23 protein-coding genes are annotated in these 19,913 nt (G+C 68.9%); 11 read left to right on the top strand and 12 right to left on the bottom strand.

Annotated features, from left to right (window positions below):
• Positions 1–18 precede the first annotated feature (18 nt).
• The 4 genes from BLQ77_RS02735 to BLQ77_RS02750 all read right to left on the bottom strand — a co-directional run bounded on the left by BLQ77_RS02735 (position 19) and on the right by BLQ77_RS02750 (position 2,690).
• The gene (locus BLQ77_RS02735) at positions 19–1,008 is read right to left on the bottom strand and encodes a GGDEF domain-containing protein (RefSeq protein WP_089955095.1); all 990 of its coding nucleotides are present in this window, start codon (positions 1,006–1,008) and stop codon (positions 19–21) included.
• Entirely contained in the window at positions 1,005–1,622 is a 618-nt protein-coding gene (locus BLQ77_RS02740) for a heme NO-binding domain-containing protein (protein ID WP_089955098.1), read from the bottom strand. Before BLQ77_RS02740 ends, BLQ77_RS02735 begins: the two co-directional genes overlap by 4 nt.
• A gap of 88 nt (positions 1,623–1,710) precedes the next feature.
• On the bottom strand, positions 1,711–2,409 hold the full coding sequence (locus tag BLQ77_RS02745; RefSeq protein WP_089955101.1) for an HAD family hydrolase: 699 nt from the start codon (positions 2,407–2,409) through the stop codon (positions 1,711–1,713).
• The gene (locus BLQ77_RS02750) at positions 2,406–2,690 is read right to left on the bottom strand and encodes a DUF3572 domain-containing protein (protein WP_008883653.1); all 285 of its coding nucleotides are present in this window, start codon (positions 2,688–2,690) and stop codon (positions 2,406–2,408) included. Before BLQ77_RS02750 ends, BLQ77_RS02745 begins: the two co-directional genes overlap by 4 nt.
• 102 nt (positions 2,691–2,792) lie before the next feature.
• On the opposite strand from BLQ77_RS02750, the gene BLQ77_RS02755 reads away from it, so the two are divergent.
• The gene (locus BLQ77_RS02755; protein ID WP_089955103.1) at positions 2,793–4,229 is read left to right on the top strand and encodes a diguanylate cyclase; all 1,437 of its coding nucleotides are present in this window, start codon (positions 2,793–2,795) and stop codon (positions 4,227–4,229) included.
• Positions 4,230–4,592: 363 nt separating this feature from the next.
• Here the strand turns inward: BLQ77_RS02755 and BLQ77_RS02760 are convergent, their stop codons facing one another.
• The 4 genes from BLQ77_RS02760 to BLQ77_RS02775 all read right to left on the bottom strand — a co-directional run bounded on the left by BLQ77_RS02760 (position 4,593) and on the right by BLQ77_RS02775 (position 6,961).
• Positions 4,593–5,105, bottom strand: a complete 513-nt coding sequence (locus tag BLQ77_RS02760; RefSeq protein ID WP_089955106.1) for a periplasmic heavy metal sensor — start codon at positions 5,103–5,105, stop codon at positions 4,593–4,595.
• A 3-nt stretch (positions 5,106–5,108) separates the two neighbouring features.
• On the bottom strand, positions 5,109–5,504 hold the full coding sequence (locus tag BLQ77_RS02765) for a hypothetical protein (RefSeq protein WP_242661611.1): 396 nt from the start codon (positions 5,502–5,504) through the stop codon (positions 5,109–5,111).
• The gene (locus tag BLQ77_RS02770) at positions 5,497–6,081 is read right to left on the bottom strand and encodes an RNA polymerase sigma factor (protein WP_207545806.1); all 585 of its coding nucleotides are present in this window, start codon (positions 6,079–6,081) and stop codon (positions 5,497–5,499) included. The genes BLQ77_RS02765 and BLQ77_RS02770 overlap by 8 nt, the downstream gene beginning before the upstream one ends.
• Before the next feature lie 88 nt (positions 6,082–6,169).
• A complete protein-coding gene (locus BLQ77_RS02775) occupies positions 6,170–6,961 on the bottom strand; it encodes an EF-hand domain-containing protein (protein ID WP_242661612.1) in 792 nt (263 codons plus the stop codon).
• Between the two features lie 321 nt (positions 6,962–7,282).
• On the opposite strand from BLQ77_RS02775, the gene BLQ77_RS02780 reads away from it, so the two are divergent.
• Both BLQ77_RS02780 and BLQ77_RS02785 read left to right on the top strand, forming a co-directional pair.
• On the top strand, positions 7,283–7,744 hold the full coding sequence (locus BLQ77_RS02780) for a DUF983 domain-containing protein (protein ID WP_040383929.1): 462 nt from the start codon (positions 7,283–7,285) through the stop codon (positions 7,742–7,744).
• A gap of 35 nt (positions 7,745–7,779) precedes the next feature.
• On the top strand, positions 7,780–8,469 hold the full coding sequence (locus BLQ77_RS02785; protein WP_008885341.1) for an NUDIX hydrolase: 690 nt from the start codon (positions 7,780–7,782) through the stop codon (positions 8,467–8,469).
• Positions 8,470–8,483: 14 nt separating this feature from the next.
• On the opposite strand, the gene BLQ77_RS02790 is transcribed toward BLQ77_RS02785, so the two are convergent.
• A complete protein-coding gene (locus BLQ77_RS02790) occupies positions 8,484–8,858 on the bottom strand; it encodes a hypothetical protein (protein ID WP_242661613.1) in 375 nt (124 codons plus the stop codon).
• 140 nt (positions 8,859–8,998) lie between these two features.
• Between BLQ77_RS02790 and BLQ77_RS02795 the strand changes: the two genes are divergently transcribed.
• Positions 8,999–9,760 (top strand): alpha/beta fold hydrolase, encoded by a 762-nt coding sequence (locus BLQ77_RS02795; RefSeq protein WP_089955821.1) that lies wholly within the window; start codon positions 8,999–9,001, stop codon positions 9,758–9,760.
• A gap of 125 nt (positions 9,761–9,885) precedes the next feature.
• On the opposite strand, the gene BLQ77_RS02800 is transcribed toward BLQ77_RS02795, so the two are convergent.
• Positions 9,886–10,854 carry a LysR family transcriptional regulator gene (locus tag BLQ77_RS02800; protein WP_089955125.1) on the bottom strand — a complete coding sequence of 323 codons (969 nt, stop codon included), beginning with the start codon at positions 10,852–10,854 and terminating at the stop codon, positions 9,886–9,888.
• An 85-nt stretch (positions 10,855–10,939) separates the two neighbouring features.
• Here BLQ77_RS02800 and hisD point away from each other — a divergent pair, with 85 nt between their 5' ends.
• A complete protein-coding gene (hisD, locus tag BLQ77_RS02805) occupies positions 10,940–12,232 on the top strand; it encodes a histidinol dehydrogenase (protein ID WP_089955130.1) in 1,293 nt (430 codons plus the stop codon).
• 101 nt (positions 12,233–12,333) lie between these two features.
• On the opposite strand, the gene BLQ77_RS02810 is transcribed toward hisD, so the two are convergent.
• Entirely contained in the window at positions 12,334–12,681 is a 348-nt protein-coding gene (locus BLQ77_RS02810) for a hypothetical protein (RefSeq protein WP_008886155.1), read from the bottom strand.
• 172 nt (positions 12,682–12,853) lie between these two features.
• Between BLQ77_RS02810 and lepA the strand changes: the two genes are divergently transcribed.
• A complete protein-coding gene (gene lepA / locus BLQ77_RS02815) occupies positions 12,854–14,656 on the top strand; it encodes a translation elongation factor 4 (RefSeq protein ID WP_040383928.1) in 1,803 nt (600 codons plus the stop codon).
• 207 nt (positions 14,657–14,863) lie between these two features.
• Complete coding sequence (locus tag BLQ77_RS02820) at positions 14,864–15,499, top strand: hypothetical protein (protein ID WP_089955135.1); 636 nt, start codon at positions 14,864–14,866, stop codon at positions 15,497–15,499.
• 60 nt (positions 15,500–15,559) lie between these two features.
• Here the strand turns inward: BLQ77_RS02820 and BLQ77_RS02825 are convergent, their stop codons facing one another.
• Positions 15,560–16,012 (bottom strand): DUF4168 domain-containing protein, encoded by a 453-nt coding sequence (locus BLQ77_RS02825; protein WP_089955138.1) that lies wholly within the window; start codon positions 16,010–16,012, stop codon positions 15,560–15,562.
• Between the two features lie 295 nt (positions 16,013–16,307).
• Between BLQ77_RS02825 and BLQ77_RS02830 the strand changes: the two genes are divergently transcribed.
• From BLQ77_RS02830 to parE, 4 genes are all read left to right on the top strand, one after another.
• Entirely contained in the window at positions 16,308–16,646 is a 339-nt protein-coding gene (locus BLQ77_RS02830) for a PA2433 domain-containing protein (protein WP_207545807.1), read from the top strand.
• A 176-nt stretch (positions 16,647–16,822) separates the two neighbouring features.
• On the top strand, positions 16,823–17,422 hold the full coding sequence (locus BLQ77_RS02835; RefSeq protein WP_089955142.1) for an outer membrane protein: 600 nt from the start codon (positions 16,823–16,825) through the stop codon (positions 17,420–17,422).
• Between the two features lie 130 nt (positions 17,423–17,552).
• Complete coding sequence (locus BLQ77_RS02840) at positions 17,553–17,822, top strand: hypothetical protein (RefSeq protein ID WP_089955823.1); 270 nt, start codon at positions 17,553–17,555, stop codon at positions 17,820–17,822.
• A gap of 111 nt (positions 17,823–17,933) precedes the next feature.
• Positions 17,934–19,892: a DNA topoisomerase IV subunit B gene (gene parE, locus BLQ77_RS02845; RefSeq protein ID WP_008883717.1), complete on the top strand. Its 1,959-nt coding sequence runs from the start codon at positions 17,934–17,936 to the stop codon at positions 19,890–19,892.
• The last annotated feature ends 21 nt before the right edge of the window (positions 19,893–19,913 follow it).

Consider the following 19,913-nt stretch of genomic DNA (forward strand, 5'->3'; position numbering starts at 1 on the left):
GACATATTTTCGGAAGGGCTAACGGAGGTCTTCGACGGGGGTCGGTTCGTCGAAGGCATGTTGTGCGCGGCCCTGCCTTTTCGCCCTGTAAAGCGCTGAATCCGCGCGTTCCATGAGCTCTTCCGCGCCGGGACGAGCGCCCGTTTTCGGCGCTCCGAAGGCGATCCCGATGCTTGCCGAGACGCGGCATTCGACGTCCTCGACGGGAATCGGGCGCTCGATCCGGTGAATCAGTTGCTCGGCCAGTGCAGAGAGTCGAACCCGGTCGGTCAGGCCGACAAGCAGGATCACGAACTCGTCACCGCCGATGCGCGCCACCGTGTCGTCCTTGCGGGTCAGTTCGAGCATGACCCGCGCCACCGCCTGCAGCACCCGGTCTCCCGCCGCGTGGCCATGGGTGTCATTCACCTGCTTGAAGTAGTCGAGGTCGATGTGCAGCAGCGCGAAGTTCCCGCCCTCGAGCAGGAGGCGCTGCAGCACGTGGTCGAGCGCACGGCGATTCCTCAGGCCGGTGAGCGTGTCGGTGTAGGCGCGCTGCTCGGCGGCCAGCATCGCCCCCTGCAGACGGCGATTGAGCGTGCGCGAGGCCTCGAAGGCGGCGGACTTGGCCTCGACCAGGTAGAGCATGTCGATGGCGAGGTCGGTGACGGCGAAATCGGTGCTGGTGAGCGCATGCTCACGCACCGCGTCGACCACCGCGATTCCGAAGGACATGTTCACGATCACCCCGCCCTGCCCGTCAGGCATGGCGAGCCCCTTGAGCACCATCTGCGAGCCCCGGCAGAGCCGCAGCTGCAGCCGCCGCCCCGAAAGCGCAAGCAGGTCGGGGACGGTGCCGACCCGGCGCGGGCGGAACACGTCCATCATCTCGGCGAACTGGGCGCCCTCGCCCGCGGCGCCCTCCATCAGCTTGCGCAGCGTCGGGCCCATGCGCCGAACGCCGCCGTCGGCGCCGATGTGCATGTGCATCGGGCAGAGCGCGTCGAGAGTATCGGAGGGAAGGATCACGAAGCCGCCTCGCGCCGGAGGGCCGGGGCCGCAGCGAGGTCGAAATCCCGCCCCTCGGCGAAATCGGTCTCGACCACGGTGATGCCGATGATCTCGGCCTCTTCCAGGATGCCCCGGTGATCGAGGATCACCAGGGCGCCATAGTCGTCCGCCATTGCCCGCAGCACCCCCACCAGCACGTATCCGAAGCCCGGCAGCGACCGCTGGCCCGCCTGGCAGGCAAGCACGAACGCGCCCGGGGAATCATCGCCCAGCTCGAGCACCGGCAGGTCGAGATCGGCCACGGCAAGCTGGGCGCGGCCCGGCAGATCCTCGAGCGAATGCAGGAACTCGATGAAGTCGACGCCGCCGTAGCGCATCAGCCGGCGCAGCCCCTCGTTGTTGGAATGGGTGATGAGATAGGTGCCGATATCCTCGAGGATCACCTCGCGCGGCTTGCCGAGATGCACCACCGCGCCGTCGAGCACCTGCTCGACCGTCACCATGTCGTAATCGAGCATCGCCTCGAATTCCGCCGCCTCGAACCGGGCGCGGCGGGCGATGTCCTGCCATGCGGCATATCCGTAGGTGTCCTGCAGGAAACACTGGAGTGTCCTGGCGATCAGCCCGTGCATCGGCTTGTCCCGCTTGCCTGTTGCTTCGGGCAGACTGGCAGGCAGGGCTTAAGAATGCCGTAAGAGCGAAGATTTTAGCGAAATGCCCTCAGGCGGCGCCAAGCCAGCCCGGCAGGTGCCCGATGTCTGGCAACACCGCGTCGGCGAGCGGCGCCAGCGCCTCGGCGGGTATCGGGCCGGTGGTGACACCCACGGTCTGCATTCCCGCGGCGCGCCCGGCAGAGAGGTCGTGCGGGCTGTCGCCCACCATGACAATGCGCGCGGGCGCAAGCCCCACCGCCTCGGCGAAGGCCAGCAGCGGGCGCGGGTCCGGCTTGGCGCCGTGGCCGCTGTCGAAGCCCGCGATGAAGCGGAAGGCGGATTCGATGCCGGCGCTGCGCAGGTGCGCCCGGGCCGAGCGCTCCGCGTCGTTGGTCATCACGCCGAGCGGCAGGCCCAGCCCGTCGAGCCGCGCCATCAGCGGGCCGAGCGGCACCGCCTCGACCAGCGGCGCCTCGGCCGCGGTGAGCGCCATGTGCGCCTCGACCACATCCGCATCGAGCCCGGGAATCGCCGAGGCGAGGCACTCGGCCGCCTCGCGGTTGGTGCCGGCGATCACCGGGCTGTCGGCGCGGAAGCTGCCCCGCACGAGGTCGAAGCGCGAGACCTCGGCCAGCGCCCGCAGCGCCTCGGTATCCCCCTCGGAGAAATGCTCGAGCGCGGCACGGCCCCAGGCATCCCAGGTGGCGCCGAATTCGAAGAGCGTGCCGTCCTTGTCGAACAGCACCGCGTCGGCGCGCAGGCTCATGTCCAGTTGACCTCGCCGCCGCCCGGCAGCATCGCCCGCGCCATGCGCGGCGTGTCTAGGTCGAGCCCGAGCCCCTCGCAGAACCCGGCCACCCAGGCGTCGTCCATGAGGATGAAGTCGAGCACCGCGCCCTGGAACTCGGGATCCTCGAGCCCGGCGCGAAAATCGCTTTCGGAGGCACCGGTGGCGCCCAGGAAGACAGGCCGCAGCTCGTCGTTCGAGGCCAGCCAGGCCACGGCCTGCAGTCCGATCAGTTCGGCGGTATCCCGCGACAGCACCATGTCACCTCAAATCCGAAAGAGTTTGTTAACCGTTATCAAGGAAGACTGCCCGTCAGGACGCGGGCCGTGAAGCCTGCGTAAACGAACGGTGGGGCCCAGGCAATGACAGGACGCATACTCATCGTGGACGGGGTCCCGACCAATCGCATCGTGCTGCGGGTCCGCCTGTCCTCGGCCTATTACGAGGTGCTGCAGGCGGGCTCCGGCGCCGACGCGCTGCTCTCGGTGCGGCTGCAGCGCCCGGACCTGATCATCGCCGCCGCCGACCTGCCCGACATGACCGGAGAGGTGCTCTGCCAGCAGATCCGCGCGCTGCAGGTGGCGCCCGACACGCCGGTGATCCTGATCCATCCCGCGCCCGACCGCCTTCAGCGGATGCGGGCGCTGGCGGCGGGGGCGGACGACATTCTGTCGCGCCCGGTGGACGAGCTGGTGCTCCTGGCGCGCCTGCGCAGCCTGCTCCGCGCCCGCCACGCCGAGGACGAGCTGCGCCTGCGCGACGACACCCGCCGCGCGCTCGGGCTGGCCGAGCCCCCGGCGGAACTGCACTGCCCGGCGCGGGTGGCGGTGGTGCCGGTGCAGGCTGATGTCTCGGTGAAGGCTGTGGTGAGCACGCTGCGCGCCCGCCTGCCCGACCGCTTCGAGATCTGCAGCCCGGACGAGGCGCTGCGGCTCGCGGGCGGCGCCCCCGAGGTCTTCGTCATCGTCGACACCGGCAGCGTGGCCGGCGCCGGCCTGTCGCTGCTCACCCAGCTGCGCGCGAGCCCGCCCTACCGGCAGTCCGCGATCGTCTACGTGACCCGCGCCGAGTGCCGGCATGAGGCGGCGAGCGCGCTCGATCTCGGGGCCAACGACCTGCTGGCCGACGGCTTCGACGCCGAGGAGCTGATCCTGCGGCTGCCGAAGCAGATCGCCCGCAAGCGCACCGCCGACCGGCTGCGCTCGAACATGCGCGACGGGCTGCGGGCGGCGGTGACCGACCCGCTCACCGGGCTCTACAACCGCCGCTACGTGCTGCCGCACCTGACGCGGGTGGCGGATCGCGCCATCGAGAAGGCGCGCAGCTACGCGCTGCTGCTGCTCGACCTCGACCATTTCAAGACGATCAACGACGCCCATGGCCACGCTGTCGGCGATGCGGTTCTGGTCGAGGCGGCGCGGCGGATGTCCGCGAACCTCAGGCCCTCGGACCTCGTGGCACGTATCGGCGGCGAGGAATTCCTCGTGGTGATGCCGGACACCTCGGAAAACACCGCGCTGCTCGCAGCGGAACGGCTCCGCAGCGTGATCTCGAAGACCCCCTTCACCGTCCCCGGGCTTCCCGAGGGCGGCCGCCAGGTCACCGCGAGCATCGGCGTGGCGCTTCCCCGGCGCACCCGCGCCGAGCCGCCCGAGATCCTGCTGGACCGCGCCGACCGGGCGCTCTACGTCGCCAAGAACAGCGGCCGCAACCAGGTCGCGCTGGCGGGCGGCGACTGCGCCTTACTGGCGGCGGACCCGGTCGGCCCTCCACCACGCGCGGCGGCCGCCGGCCCCTGAGAGCCGCGAGTTGGCCGGCGCGTGACCGCATGAGGGCGGGCGTCTTGGCGTCAAAGACAGAGGCAGGCGCCCGACAGGCAGAGGCCGCGCCATTGGATCGTCCCCGGCACGACATGACAGACTTCCCGCCCGGGACGTCGGTTCGGTGGCGTGACCGGCGTTCCGCGCCGGCATCGCATCCCTCCCCCTCCGGCGCGGGGAACCGCTCCGGGAACCCCCACCTGCGCCGGGATCAGCACGCCGCCCCCGTCCCGCCATGGAACAGCCCGCTGGAACGTCCGTCCCGCACGGGGTCGCCTGAGCCGTCACATGCCCCAGCCGGTCCCGCGCATCCGCGAGCGCCCCGACAGGGAACGCCAGCCTTCAGTCCTTCGGCCGGAACCGCTTTGCATGTTCGGCGATCTTCGCGATCTCCACCTCGAGCCGGTCCGCGTAGGCGCGGCGCTCTTCGGGGTCCAGCGTGGCCACGTAGTCGACCAGCAACCTCTGCCCCGCCTTCTGCCGGGCCTCGCCGCGCGCGCTCTGTGCCTCGAGCGTGGCCCCGAAGGCCGCGCTGTCGAAGGGCTCGGCCCGCAGCAGATCGAGCGCCGCATTGTAGCCGTCGACGAAGCTCGGCGGCTCGCCGCCCTGAGCCCGATCGTGCTTGAAGGACTGGCGGAGGTTGCGGCCCAGCTCGCGCCGCTGCTCCTCGCTGAAGGCGCTGGTGTAGGGGAACACGAAATCGCGCCCGCGCGGCGGGGGTTCCCGGTCGTGCACCGGATGGCGCAGCACGAAGCCCGCGCCCACCCCGACCACCGCGAGGTTCAGCGCCAGCGAGGCGAAAAGAAGCACCCGCAACCCGCGCCGCATCTTCGGTCTGCTTTCTGCGTCGGCCATCTCTTACAGTCCCAACATCACATCGTCGAAGCCGCTCGTGGGCTCCAGCGTCATCACCGAATCCGCCGCCGACACCGAGAGCCAGTCCGACACCCCGGAGGGCGGCACCGCCCCGAACCACACGCCGGTGGCGCAGGCGGCCACCAGCCCGGCCATCGCCGGCCAGCCCCCGACCGCGCCCAGCACGTCGCGCAGCGACGTCCCGAGCCGCGCGCCAAGACCGCGCCGCGCGGCGGGTGCAGCCTCTGCCGCGGGATCGGGCCGCGGTGACGGCATCTCGTCCAGCGCCAAGCGTTCCATCCGTGCGAGCCAGTCCCCCGACGGCGCCGGCGCATCGGCACGGGCCGCTTCGAACCACGGGGCCATGGCCCCTTCCTCAGCCTTGCGCTTGTCAGTCATCGTCATATCCCAGTTCTGCGCGTCGCGGAGCCAACAGCCCTTGCAGCGCCTTGCGGCCCCGCGCGCTGAGACTTTCGACCGCGCGCACGCCTATGTCCATGATGCCGGCGATCTCGGGGTTCGAAAGCCCCTCGAGATGCCGCAATACCACTGCCTGTTTCTGCCGGTCGGGCAGCGTGTCGAGCGCCGCCTGCAATGCCTGTCCCCGCGCCGTGTCCTGCAGCCCCTGCTCGGCCGAGGGCGACGGGTCCGGCGGTTCGGCCACCGCGTCGATGTCGACATGACCGCCGCGCCGGCGCCGGATCCGGTCGATGCAAAGGTTGGAGACGACCCGGTAGACCCAGGTCGACACCTTCGCCTCGCCCTCGCGCCAGCCCGGCGCCGCCCGCCAGAGCCGCAGCAGCGCCTCCTGGACAATGTCCTCGGCCTCGGCGCGGTCGTTGAGCATGCGCATGGCATGACCAAAAGCCCTCGGGCCCAGGCGCATGGTCAGCGCGCGCGCCGCCGCCGGGTCGCCCGCCGCATAGGCCGCGAGCAAGGTCTCGTCGCTGCAATCGCTCATCGCGTCATAGGGCATCCGGTCCATCCTCTTGCGCTAGCCCCTGGCCGGGGGTTGCGCAATGGCGCCGGGCGGCGGCAAGACGCCGCCCGGCGCCATGAACGGCTTACTGCTGCACCTCGGGCTGGTTCGCCTGCGGTGCCGGCTGCTGCATCATCCGGCCCTGGCCACCCTGCTGCGGGCCACCCTTGCCGTTCATTCCATTGCCCTGCATACCGTTGCCGTTCATGCCGCGCGGGCCATCGTTCTGGCCAAAGCGCTCGTGGCCGCGCGGACCGTCCTGCTGGCCCCAGTGCATCGGACCCTGCCGGCCGTCATGACGGCCGAATTCGCCCTTCTGGCCATGGTGCTTCTCAAAGCCCTGCTGGCGCCCCTTCCCGTCCGGGCCGCCGCGGCCGTTCTGCATCATCTGGTGACGCTCCTGCATCTGCTTCTGCAGCAGGGCCACGGTGTCGCGGTTGACCGAGCCGTCGCCATCGGCGTCGAGCCGGTCGAACATGCGCTCTGCACCGCCGCGCTGGCCGGCCTTGATTTCCTCGAGGCTCAGCTTGCCGTCGCCGTCAGTGTCGAGGCGCTTGACCATGCGCTGCTGGCGACGCTCTTCGCGCATCCGCTCCTGAATGTCGCGGAAGGCGGTCAGTTCGTCGGCCTCGAGCACGCCATCGCCATTGGCGTCGGCCTCGGCAAAGGCCGCAGCGGGCCCTGCCGCGTCGAGTTCCTCGCGCGTCACGTTGCCGTCGCCGTTGGCGTCGAGCTCGTCGAACATCTCGACGAACATCGGACCACGGCCCTCACGCTGGCCGGACTGGCCGGACGGACCCTTGTCGCCCGGGAAGGCCATGGCGAGGCTTGCGGTCCCCATCACGGCAATGGCCGCACCCATGAGTAGTTTGGACATGCGTGTCATTCCTGCGATCTCCTGTTTCGTTGCTGTCGGCGCCCGCTGTGGCCGCCGATCTGTAGCTTTCACGCCCCGGTCCGGAACTTCCGTCGGCACTGCGCGAAAAAACTCTCGAGAACGCCCTCACGTCGCGGCGTCGGGGAGACTGCAAGGGGAAAACCCGCGCCGCGCCGGTCGCATTGCAAAGATGCACGTGGTATCCCTGTTTGCGACATGGCGCCGCAAGGACATGTTGCGCACTTCCGCGGCAGGGGCGCCATGGCGCAGGTTGCGCCGATGACCGACCTACATGCACACGTGACGCAAAAGACCATACCGATGACGCAGACCGACCAGCCACACGACATGCCCCGCTCTGCCGACCCGGCGGACGCGCCGCTCGACGCAGCTCCGGCGACCACCGCAGAACGCCTTCCCGAGCGCGAGACCTGGCCCGCGATCTGGAAGGGGTTCCGCCGTCGCTGCCCGAATTGCGGCAAGGGCCCGTTGATGCGCAGCTACCTCAAGGTGCGCGACCATTGCCCGGTCTGCCGCGAGGAGCTGTTCCACAACCGCGCCGACGACGGCCCCGCCTATCTCACGATCCTGATCGTGGGTCACATCATGGCCCCGGCACTGCACATCTCCTTCGTGACGTGGCGTCCGGAACCGCTTATCCTGATTACCATATTCTCCATTGGCTGCATCGGTCTGTCCCTCTATCTTCTGCCAAGGCTCAAGGGCGCGATCGTCGGCTTCCAGTGGGCGCGACGGATGCACGGGTTCTCGCAATCCGGCTGATCGAAGCGCCCGCCGGGGCCGGGGCAGGAGGAAGAATGACCATCGACAAGACGGCGATCCGCGATGCGGCGACGGTGATCGTGATGCGCGACCGCGACACGAACCCGCGCATCCTCATGGGACAGCGCGGCGCCAAGGCGGCCTTTATGCCCAACAAGTTCGTCTTCCCCGGCGGCGCCGTCGACGCGGCGGATGCCGCGGTGCCGCTGGCCCGTCCCCTGCCCGAGCTCTGCCGCCTGCGCATCGACGAGGATTCGCCCGCCGGCCTCGCGCACCCGCTGGCGGCAGCCGCGATTCGGGAACTCTGGGAAGAGACCGGGCTGCGGCTCGGCACGCCGGGCGACTGGCGCGACCCGCCGGCCGACTGGCAGGGCTTCGCGGACAACGGGCTGCTGCCCGACGCCTCGGGCCTGCAGTTCGTGTTCCGCGCCATCACCCCGCCGGGCCGCCCCCGCCGCTTCGACGCGCGCTTCTTCCTTGCGGATGCGGCGGCGCTGGCCTCGGACCCGGACGATTTCTCGGCCGCCTGCGACGAGCTCAGCCACCTGCAGTGGATCCCGCTCGAGAAGGTCAGGCATTTCGACATGCCCTTCATCACCGAGGTGGTGCTGGCCGAGGTCGCCGCACGGGCGCGGGACGCGTCGCCGCCCGCCTCGGTGCCGTTCTTCCGCAATGATGACGAGGCGAGCCTGTTCCTGCAACTGCACGGACGGCCGATGCCCTGAAACGGTGCGGGCGCCTAGACGAAGCCCCGCCAGAGCAGCACTGCCATCACCAGCGCAAAGATGGCGACCGCGTTGAGGATCACCGCCGCCAGCACCGACAGCACCCTGCCCTTGCGCCGGTCCGCCCGGTCGTAGCTGCCGAGATAGGCCTCGAGCCGTCCGAGCGAGGCGCCGAGCGCCGCGTCTCCCGTGATCCGCGACAGCTTGGGGTTGCCCTCGACCCGCCGCGCGGCAAGCACGCGGGTGAGGTCGCCCTGCAGTCTGCGGGGCAGCACGCGCCTGGCCCGGGCGGCACGGCTCTCGAACCCGCCGCGGCTGAGCGCGAGCTTGTCCTCGAAGAGCTTTTCGAGCCGCTGCAGCGCGCCGGAGAGGTCATGTGTTGCGATCATCGACATGGTCCCCAGATCGGCGCAAGCCGCCCCGCCGCGCAAGCCCTGCCGCATCGCCAACAGGCGATCCGCGTCGGATCGCGGCAGAAGCGCCACGCTCCCCATTCCCTTCGCCGCCGCCGTCTCCTATGTCTGGCGTCATGCTGAACACGATCACACACGGCTCCGCCACCGACCAACCGCCGCTTCTCATCGTTCACGGGCTCTTCGGATCCGCCCGGAACTGGGGCGTCATCGCCAAGCGCCTGTCGGACGAGCGGCAGGTGATCGCGGTGGACCAGCGCAACCACGGCGACTCGCCGTGGAACGACCTGCACGGCTACGAGGACATGGCCGCCGACATCGCCGAGGTGATCGAGGCCAACGGCGGGCAGGCCGACCTGCTCGGGCATTCGATGGGCGGCAAGGCCTCGATGGTGCTGGCGCTCACCCGGCCGGAACTGGTCAAGCGGCTGATCGTCGCCGACGTGGCGCCGGTCGCCTATGGCCACACCCAGATGCAGCATATCGAGGCGATGCGGGCGGTGGATCTCGACGCCATCGAGAAACGCTCGGACGCCAGCGCCCAGCTCGCACGGCACGTCCCGGACCCGACGCTGCAGGCCTTCTTCACCCAGTCGCTCGACCTGCGCGAGAAACGCTGGAAGCTGAACCTCGACGTGCTGGCGGCAGAGATGCCCAAGATCCTGGGCTTCCCCGACATCGACGGCCAGTTCGACGGGCCGACGCTGTTCCTGTCGGGGGCCGAGAGCGACTACGTCCTTCCCGAGTATCGCGAACGCATCCGCGCCCTTTTCCCCGAATCGCGTTTCGCCAAGATCCCCGGCGCCGGACACTGGCTGCATGCCGAGAAACCGCGCGAGTTCGAGGCAGCGGGGAGGGCCTATCTGAACGCTGCCTGACAGTGGATTCAGGAAAACCGAAACTGCAGGTTCTTGTTTCGGAATGAGTCACGCCGCGGCTTGATCCAAAGCGCCGGGCACCCCTTTCTCCCCTCGAGAAAGGAGCTCCGATGCCCCTCGCCCCGTCAGTCCCCGGCCAGCACCTGCAGCTCGCCCTCGAGCCACGGCAACTGGCGCAGTGCCGGTTCGATCACCGATTCCGAGACCAGCTTGCGCATGGTCTGCGCCACGTCGCGCGGCACCCGGTCGGTCCAGTCCGAAGCGGCGAAGAGCGAGATGGTGCGCGCGAAGGGGCTGAAGGGCAGCGGGTGCGCTTCCATCCGGTCCTGGAACTGCTTGGCGCGCATGTAACCCAGCGGCGTGGTGATGCCCCAGCCGACGCCGCGCGCCACCAGCGTCATCAGCGACAGGTGCGCGCCGATCTCGAAGCGCTCGGGGAACTCGAGCTTCTGGCGCGCCAGATGCGCCTCGATCTGCCGGCCGATGAGCTGCTCGCGGTCGTAGCGCAGCAACGGCAGCCCGTGCATCAGCGACTGCGCACCCCCGGCCTCGGCCAGTGCGCCGCGGGCACAGACCAGCATGAACGGGTCGCGGATCAGCGGGTATTCCACCACGCCGTCGACCACCGCCCCGGAACTCGCGGCGATGGCGATGTGCAGGCGCCGGTCACGCATGGCCTGCCCGATCTCGTGGCTGGGGGCAGTGATCAGCTTGAAGCGGCAGCGGGTCATGCTCTCGGCAAGCATGGTCACCAGCTGCGGCGTGAGGTCGTTGTCGAAATCGTCGATGACCCCGAGGCTCAGCGTCGACAGATGCGTGAGATCCATCACCGTGAGCTCGTTCTGGGCGAGCCGGAGCTGGCTCAGCACCGACTGGGTGCGCAGCAGGAACGACCGTCCCGCCTGGGTGAGCTGCATCGGGCGGCGCCCGTGGTCGACGAGATCGGCCCCGAGCGCGGCCTCGAGATTGCGCATCTGCTGGCTCACCGCGGGCTGGCTCAGCCCCGTCATCTCGGCCGCCTGCGCCACAGATCCGCTTGCCGCCAGCGCCTCGAACACCTCGAGCCCGCGCAGCGTCACCCCCTTCATCAGCATTTCGCCCCCTTCTCCGGCCGCAAGGCCCGTCACTCACACATTCACCTTTTCTGAAACTATCACCCTGTCAGGTCAAGCGTTCCCCATGCCGATCACCCATCTCAAAGCCGCCCCCGGCCTGCCGCCGCAGAACGCCGCCGACATCTCGGACACCGTGCAGGTCATGCTCGCGGCGCTGCGCACCGGCGGCGAAGAGGCCGCGCTCGACTACGCCCGCCGCCTCGATGGCCACGACGCCGCGCCCGAACTGTCGCCCGCCGCGCTCGCCGGGGCCCACCGCCTGCTGCCGGTGACGCTGGTCGAGGACATCGCCTACGCCCACGCCAACATCCGCGCCTTCGCCGAGGCGCAGCGGGCCTCGGTGCAGGAGTTCGAGGTCGAGCTGCGCCCCGGCCTGCGCGCCGGACAGCGGCTGCTGCCGCTGGGCTGCGCCGGGGTCTACGTGCCCGGCGGGCGCTACGCGCACATCGCCTCGGCGCTGATGACGGTGACCACCGCCCGGGCCGCGGGCGTGGGCACGGTCACCGCCTGCACGCCCCCCGGCCCCGACGGCCCGCACCCGGCGATCCTGCACGCGCTGCACCTCGCGGGCGCCGACCGCGTGCTGGCCATGGGCGGGGTGCAGGGCATCGCCGCACTGGCGCTGGGGCTCTTCGACCTGCCCGGCGCCGATCTGGTCGCGGGCCCGGGCAATGCCTTCGTCGCCGAGGCCAAGCGCCAGCTCTTCGGGCCCATCGGCATCGACATGGTAGCGGGCCCCACGGATTCGATGATCCTCGCCGATGCCACCGCCCGCGCCGAGCGGGTGGCGCTCGATCTCGTCAGTCAGGCCGAGCACGGCGGCACCTCGCCGGTGTGGCTTGTCACCACCCACGCGCCGCTGGCCGACGCGGTGCTGGCCATGGTGCCGCGGATCATCGCCTCGCTGCCCGAGCCCAACCGCTCGGCCGCGCACGAGGCCTGGGCCGCGCTCGGCGAGGTGATGCTGGCGGACACGCGCGAGGAAATGGCGGCGCAGGCCGACCTCTACGCACCCGAGCACCTGCACGTGCAGGCGGCCGATCTCTGCTGGTGGCGCCAGAGGCTCAGCGCCTACGGCTCGCTGTTCCTTGGCGCCGACACCACGGTGGCCTTCGGCGACAAGGCCGCGGGGCCGAACCACGTGCTGCCCACCGGCCGCGCGGCGCGCTATACTGGCGGGCTGTCGGTGCACAAGTTCCTGAAATGCGTGACATGGCAGAGCGCCGCACCCGAGGCTCTGGCCGATCTCGCCCGCGCCAGCGCCGGCATCAGCCGCGCCGAGGGCATGGAAGGCCATGCCCGCGCCTGCGATGCCCGCCTGCCCGACCGCAACGCCGGTCGCTGCTGCGGGTCCTGAGGGGCATCACATGAAGACGCCAGGCGCCGCCCAGCGGACGAGAAAGGTCCGTGGGCAGCGCTGAACGGCTGTCATCGAGGTCGACGCCGAGCCGACCCGGCTCACAGTCCGCTGCAGAGCCTTTCGGCGCGCGCGACGTATTTGGCGTAGCGCTCCCAGAAGCTGCGGTCCGACGACCGGTCGGACTGGCGGACCTCCTGCGCGCTGTGCGGGTCCTGGTAGAACTTCACCGCCCGGCGCTGGTCGCCGTTGCTCAGTTCCTCGTTCGCCGCGGCCTGGATGCAGCCGCACAGCTGCGGGTTCCGTGCCGTCCGGTCCGAGGCGATGCAGGCCTTGCTGATCGGCCCGCTGGCCATCCGCGTCACATAATAGTCGCTGCCCGACCTTGATCCGCCACCGCCGCAGCCCGCCACGACGGCCAGTGCCACCACACAGGAAATGGTTCTCATACGCCTGTCTTCCTTACGCTCGACACCACCCTCGGGGCTTTTCGCCCTCGCTTCGGGGTGGCCTTTTCCACAGACTGCCGCAAAGACCGGAGGAATTCAATTCACCAGCCCGTCAGGTCATCACGCGATCCGCCTTGACCGGCCCGTGATTCACCAGCATATCCAGCAAATCATGACCGATCTCGCGCATATTCGTAACTTCTCCATCGTCGCCCACATCGACCACGGGAAATCCACCCTGGCCGACCGGCTGATTCAGCTCACCGGCACCGTCGCCGAACGCGACATGCAGGAGCAAATGCTCGACTCGATGGACATCGAGCGGGAGCGTGGCATCACGATCAAGGCCAACACCGTCCGCATCGAGTACCCGGCGCAGGACGGCGAGACCTATGTCCTGAACCTGATCGACACGCCCGGCCACGTCGACTTCGCCTACGAGGTCGCGCGCTCGATGCACGCGGTCGAAGGCTCGCTGCTGGTGGTCGACGCGACCCAGGGCGTCGAGGCCCAGACCCTCGCGAACGTCTACACCGCCATCGACGCCGACCACGAGATCGTGCCGGTGCTGAACAAGGTCGACCTGCCGGCCGCGGAACCCGAGCGGGTGAAGACCCAGATCGAGGACGTGATCGGCATCGACAGCCAGGACGCCTGCCTGATCTCGGCCAAGACCGGCGTCGGCATCCCCGACGTGCTCGAGGCCATCGTCAAGCGCCTGCCCGCCCCGCCCGAGGGCGACCGCAACAAGCCGCTCAAGGCGATGCTGGTGGATTCCAAGTACGACCAGTATCTCGGCGTGATCTGTATCGTGCGCATCATCGACGGCGTGCTCAAGAAGGGCGACCGCATCCGGATGATGAAGACCGGCGGCACCTACGACGTGGACGACGTGGGCGTCTACCGCCCCGCGATGACCAACGTGAAGGAGCTCGGACCGGGCGAGATCGGCTATCTCAATGCCTCGATCAAGCAGGTCCGCGACACCCGCGTCGGCGACACCATCACCCACGAGAAGAAGCCCTGCGCCGAGCCGCTGCCGGGCTTCAAGCCCTCGGTCCCGGTGGTGTTCTGCGGCCTCTTCCCGGTCGATGCCAACGATTTCGAGGACATGCGCGACGCCATCGAGAAGCTGGCGCTGAACGACGCGTCCTTCACCTTCGAGATGGAGACCTCGGCAGCGCTCGGCTTCGGCTTCCGCTGCGGCTTCCTCGGCCTGCTGCACCTCGAGGTGATCCGCGACCGGCTCGAGCGCGAGTACAACATCGAGCTCATCACCACGGCGCCGTCGGTGATCTATCACCTGTTCACCAAGGACGGTGAGCGCCGCGACCTGCACAACCCGGCCGACATGCCGGACGCCTCGACCGTGGACCACATTGAGGAGCCGCGCATCAAGGCCACCATCATGGTGCCCGACGAGTATCTCGGCGACGTGCTCAAGCTCTGCCAGGAGCGCCGCGGCATCCAGATGGACCTCACCTACGTCGGCGGCCGCGCGATGACGGTCTACGACCTGCCGCTCAACGAGGTGGTGTTCGACTTCTACGACCGGCTGAAATCGGTGACCAAGGGCTATGCCTCGTTCGACTACGAGATGATCGGCTACCGCGAGGACAGCCTCGTGAAGATGTCGATCCTCGTGAACGACGAGCCGGTCGACGCGCTGGCCATGATGGTGCACCGCGACCGCGCCGAGATGCGGGGCCGTGCCATGTGCGAGAAGCTCAAGGAGCTGATCCCGCGCCACATGTTCAAGATCCCGATCCAGGCGGCCATCGGCGGCAAGGTCATCGCGCGCGAGACCCTCTCGGCCATGCGCAAGGACGTGACCGCCAAATGCTACGGCGGCGACGCCACGCGGAAGAAGAAGCTGCTCGAGAAGCAGAAGGCGGGCAAGAAGAAGATGCGCCAGTTCGGCAAGGTCGACATCCCGCAGGAAGCCTTCATCTCCGCGCTGAAGATGGACAGCTGACCGAGCCCTGCCCCACGTGATCAAGGAATGGCCGCCCCTCGGGGCGGCTGTTTCGTGGCCGGGCACGGCTTGCGGATCACGGCTTCGAGAGACGGCCGCCTTGCACCCCCGCGCAGGCCTGCGTCGCGATTGCGAATCCCGCGGATTTGCCGTTCAGATCGCGCGGGGCCGCGGTGGCCCATGCACATTGCTCACTGGCGGTCCATCATGCGTCACGTCACGATCCCTCTCCTGCTCTCCCTGATCCTCGCCGCCGGCACCGCCCGGGCCGAGGTCTGCGACTATCGCCCCAGCCGGCTGCTCGGCGAGGCGGTAGGCGAGGCCGCCGGGGCGGTCTCGAAGCTTGGCGGCAACGCCATCGCGGGGGACGGCGGTTTCTACACGCTGCTCAACGCCACCAGCGGGCTTACGCTGCTCGGCACCAAGCTCGCCGCCTCGGGCACCGCCGCAGGCGTCGGCAGTTCCGGCAGCGGCGCGGGCGTGGCCTCGGTGGTGGCGAACCCCGGTGTCTGGATCCCGGCGCTGGTGATCGGCGCGGGCGGGGTCGGTTACGAGGCCACCTGCGCGCTCTTCGTGGACGAGCGCATCACCGACTACGACGCGGTGCTCAAGGTCATGCGCGATTTCCAGAACCACTCCGACCCGCGCGCCTTCCGGCTGGTCGAGGACAACCTGAACCCGTTCATCGAGCTTCACGACGCCGACGGCACCCGCAGCACCTACAAGGTGGCCGATCTCTACATCGTCGACGGCATGCTCCGGCACCGCGCCTGGGGACCGAACCGCACCATCGGGCGCGTGGTCTTCCTCCCGACCGAGATCTCTCCCAACTCGCTCTACTGACCCGTCCCAACGAAAAAGGCCGCCCCGAAGGGCGGCTTTGCACGATGAGGGAGACAGGGGTCACTCCGTCATCGTGGCCCCCGCGCCGTCCTGCTGCTTGGTCTGCAGCATCGCGAGCAGGCGTTCGTTCAGCTCCGGGTCGGCCTGGGCCGCGGCGCTGATCTGGTTGTAGGTCTGCACGTCCATGCCCTCGGTCTCCTCGACCGCGGAGGCCATCTCCTGCTGGGCTTCCTGCACCAGCGCCTGCTTGCCTTCGGGCTCTGCGGTGCCGTCGATGCGGGCGGCGTAGTCCTCTTGCACGTCCTGCACCTGCATCGCGGCGTCGATGAAGGACGTGAGCTGGGCTTCGCTGAAGTCCGCCGCGGGCGCCTCGGGCGCGGCCTGCATCGGAGCCGCCTCGGGCGCGGTCTCCGTCGCGCTCTCGGGGGCCGTCTGGGCCAGTACCGGCGCCACCGGAGCGGCGATCAGGGCTGCGATGACCGTGGACTTGAGCAGGATACCGTTGCGTTTCATGCTGTTTCCTTTCGGAGGTTCTGATCTTCCGACACGGGAGCATCCCGTGCCTTCGACCCAGAGCTATGCACCGTCCCCCGGCGCATCAAAGGGCATCCGGCGTTCTTGCCGCAGGGCAGCAAACTCCTGCCGGAACGCGGATTTTGCGGTGGCAACGCTCCGCGCAGCGAATTTGACTCGCGGATCGCCGCCGCCCCCGCCCCCCGCATCCGGCGGGAAATCGCGGCTTTTGTTTCCACGTCCGGGCGATCACGGTCCGTGCGATCCTTGGCGCCCACACAAGGAGGGCTCATCCATGATCCGTCGCGCAGTTGCAGCCGCGCTCTGTCTCGCGGCGGCCCCGGCCTTCGCCTTCCACTGTCCCGCCGACATGCAGAAGATCGACGCGGGCACCTCGCTCTCGGACCCCGACCTCACCACGGTGCGCGAAGGACGTGCCGCCGGAGAGGCGCAGCACAAAGCGGGCGATCAAGACGCCCCGGTCGCGACTCTGGCCCGCGCGACGAAGGTGCTCGGCATCCGGCAACGCCCCTTCGCGGCCCTCGCGCGCCCGAGACAGCCCGGAGCGCGCGTCAGCCCGGCCCGAGGTGGTTCCATTGACGTAGCGTCAGGTCGGCCAAACCCTGCCGGATGACGCTCACGTGGCGGCTGTTCTTGGCGCAGAGGCCAGGAAAGCCGCAAATCTGTCCCGGTTCCGCAACAGCAAAATGATGTGAGCGCTTCGTGTGGAGCCGGACGCCCGGCTCGTCGTTATCTCCCCAGTCGCCGGCCCCGACCATGGGCCAGACAGAACGACAAAGGAGCAGACACATGACTCTCAAATCTCTTATCCTCGTGCCCTTCCTCGCCACGCCCGCTCTGGCAGGCTCGCTGGAGCCGACGCCGGTCGAGCCCGCGCCCGTGGCTCCGCTCGCCCCCGTAGCCTCGCCGGTCACCGGTGACTGGACCGGCCCGTCGGTCGGTGCCCAGCTGGGGTACGGCAGCGTCGACACCGACGGTGCGGGCGACGATTCCGAGGACGGCATGGTCTACGGCCTGCGCGCCTTCTATGACCACGACTTCGGCAACTGGGTCGCCGGTGCCGGCGTGCAGTATGACGCCACCGACATCGATCTCGGCGACGCCGGCGATCTCGACGGCATTGCCAAGGTCGGCGGCCGTGTGGGCTACGACCTCGGCCGCACCATGGTTTACGGCACCGGCGGCTACGCCCACGCCACCACCGACGGCGGCAGCCTCGATGCGGGCAGCTCGGGCGGCTACTACGTGGGTGCCGGCGTCGAGACCTTCGTCTCCGACAATGTGACCCTGAACGGTGAAGTGAACTACAACGAGTTCAGCGACTTCGACGACGACGACCTGGAAGTCGGCGCGACCACCGCCACCGTGGGCATCAACTACCGCTTCTGATCCGACCGCGGATCGAGCACCGTCGCGCCCGGCCTCACCGCCGGGCGCGGCCTTTCGGATTGCTTTTGCAGATCGTCATGACGCCGTTACACTTTGGTGCATGCGGCCCCTCTTCCTGATTCCCCTCACGATGACCCTGGCCCTCGCCGCCCCGGTGCAGGCGGCCTCGCCCATTGCCGACGTAGTCTGCGAGCCGGGCGCACGCATGACCGAACGCATGACCCGCCGCCAGGGCGCGACGCTGAGCTCGACCGGGCTGCGCAGTCCCGAAGAGGTCGTCGAGCTCTGGACCTCGCCCGACGGCGACTGGACCATGGTCATCGCCTATGCCTCCGGCACCTCCTGCATCGTGGCCATGGGAGAGCACTGGTCGGTGCTTGCGCCACAAGATCCGGCATAATCCACAGCATTCTCCCCACCATCATGGGGTCGCGCGGGGTTCCGGCCTTTTCCAGCCCGCCCTGCTCTGACATACTGCCTGCCAATCAACGAACCAAACGAGCAGCGGACCATGGCAGACGATCTCCTCGCGGCAACCGAGACCACGACCTACGATGCGTCCTCCATCGAGGTGCTGGAAGGGCTCGAACCGGTGCGCAAGCGTCCGGGCATGTATATCGGCGGCACCGACGAGCGGGCCCTGCACCACCTCGTGGCGGAGGTGCTCGACAACTCCATGGACGAGGCGGTGGCGGGACATGCCAACCGCATCGAGGTCGAGCTGCACGAGGATTACGCCCTCACCATCCGTGACAACGGCCGCGGCATCCCGATCGACCCCCACCCCAAGTTCCCCGGCAAGTCCGCGCTCGAGGTCATCCTCTGCACCCTGCACGCGGGCGGCAAGTTCTCGGGCAAGGCCTACGAGACCTCGGGCGGCCTGCACGGGGTCGGCGCCTCGGTGGTGAACGCGCTGTCGGACTCGATGGTCGTGCAGGTGGCGCGCAACAAGGAGCTGTTCGAGCAGCGCTTCTCGCGCGGGATCCCCCTTGGCGGGGTCGAGAAGATCGGCGCCGCCCCCAACCGCCGCGGCACCACGGTGACCTTCCACGCCGACGAGCAGATCTTCGGCCACCACCGCTTCAAGCCCGCCCGGCTGTTCAAGATGGTGCGCTCGAAGGCCTACCTGTTCTCGGGCGTCGAGATCCGCTGGAAATCCGCCATCGAAGACGGCGAGACCCCGACCGAGGCCACCTTCCACTTCCCCGGCGGCCTCGCGGACTACCTGAGCGAGACCATGAACGGCTCGTCCACCTACGCCGACAAGCCCTTTGCCGGCACCGTGGATTTCAAGGAAAAGTTCCAGACCCCGGGCAAGGTCGAATGGGCGATCAACTGGACGCCCTCGCGCGACGGGTTCATCCAGTCCTACTGTAACACCGTCCCCACCCCCGAGGGCGGCACTCACGAGGCGGGCTTCTGGTCCGCCATCCTCAAGGGCATCCGCGCCTATGGCGAGCTGGTCAACAACCGCAAGGCCAGCCAGATCACCCGCGACGACCTGATCACCGGCGGTTGCGCGCTGGTGTCCTGCTTCATCCGCGAGCCGGAATTCGTCGGCCAGACCAAGGACCGCCTGGCCACGACCGAGGCCCAGCGACTGGTCGAGGGCGCGGTGCGCGACCACTTCGACAACTGGCTGGCCTCGGACACCAAGTCCGCCGGCGCCATCCTCGACTTCCTCGTGCTGCGCGCCGAAGAGCGGCTGCGGCGGCGCCAGGAAAAGGAGACCGCGCGCAAGTCCGCCACCAAGAAGCTGCGCCTGCCCGGCAAGCTCACCGACTGTACCGCCAAGAGCCGCGAGGGCACCGAGCTCTTCATCGTCGAGGGCGACTCGGCCGGCGGCTCGGCAAAGGGCGCGCGCTTCCGCGAGACCCAGGCACTGCTGCCGCTCAAGGGCAAGATCCTGAACGTGCTCGGCGCCGCCTCGAACAAGCTGACGTCCAACGCCGAGATCCGCGATCTCTGCGAGGCGCTCGGCGTCGGGCTCGGTACCAAGTTCAGCCTCGACGACCTGCGCTACGAGAAGATCATCATCATGACCGACGCGGACGTGGACGGAGCCCACATCGCCTCTCTGCTGATGACCTTCTTCTACACCCAGATGCGCCCGCTGATCGACCAGGGCCACCTCTACCTCGCCTGCCCGCCTCTGTATCGCCTGACCCAAGGCGCGCGCCGGATCTACGTGGCCGACGACGCCGAGAAGGAGGAGATGCTGAAGAAGGGGCTCGGCGGCAAAGGCAAGATCGACGTGCAGCGTTTCAAGGGTCTGGGCGAGATGGACGCGAAGGACCTGAAGGAAACCACGATGGACCCCGCGACCCGCAAGCTGATCCGCGTCACCATCGACGAGGACGAACCGGGCGAGACCGGCGACCTCGTGGAGCGCCTCATGGGCAAGAAACCCGAGCTGCGCTTCCAGTACATCCAGGAGAACGCACGGTTCGTGGCGGAGCTTGATGTGTGAAGTCTGCTCCAACTGGGTCTA

Source organism: Salipiger thiooxidans, from assembly GCF_900102075.1.
GTDB lineage: Bacteria > Pseudomonadota > Alphaproteobacteria > Rhodobacterales > Rhodobacteraceae > Salipiger > Salipiger thiooxidans.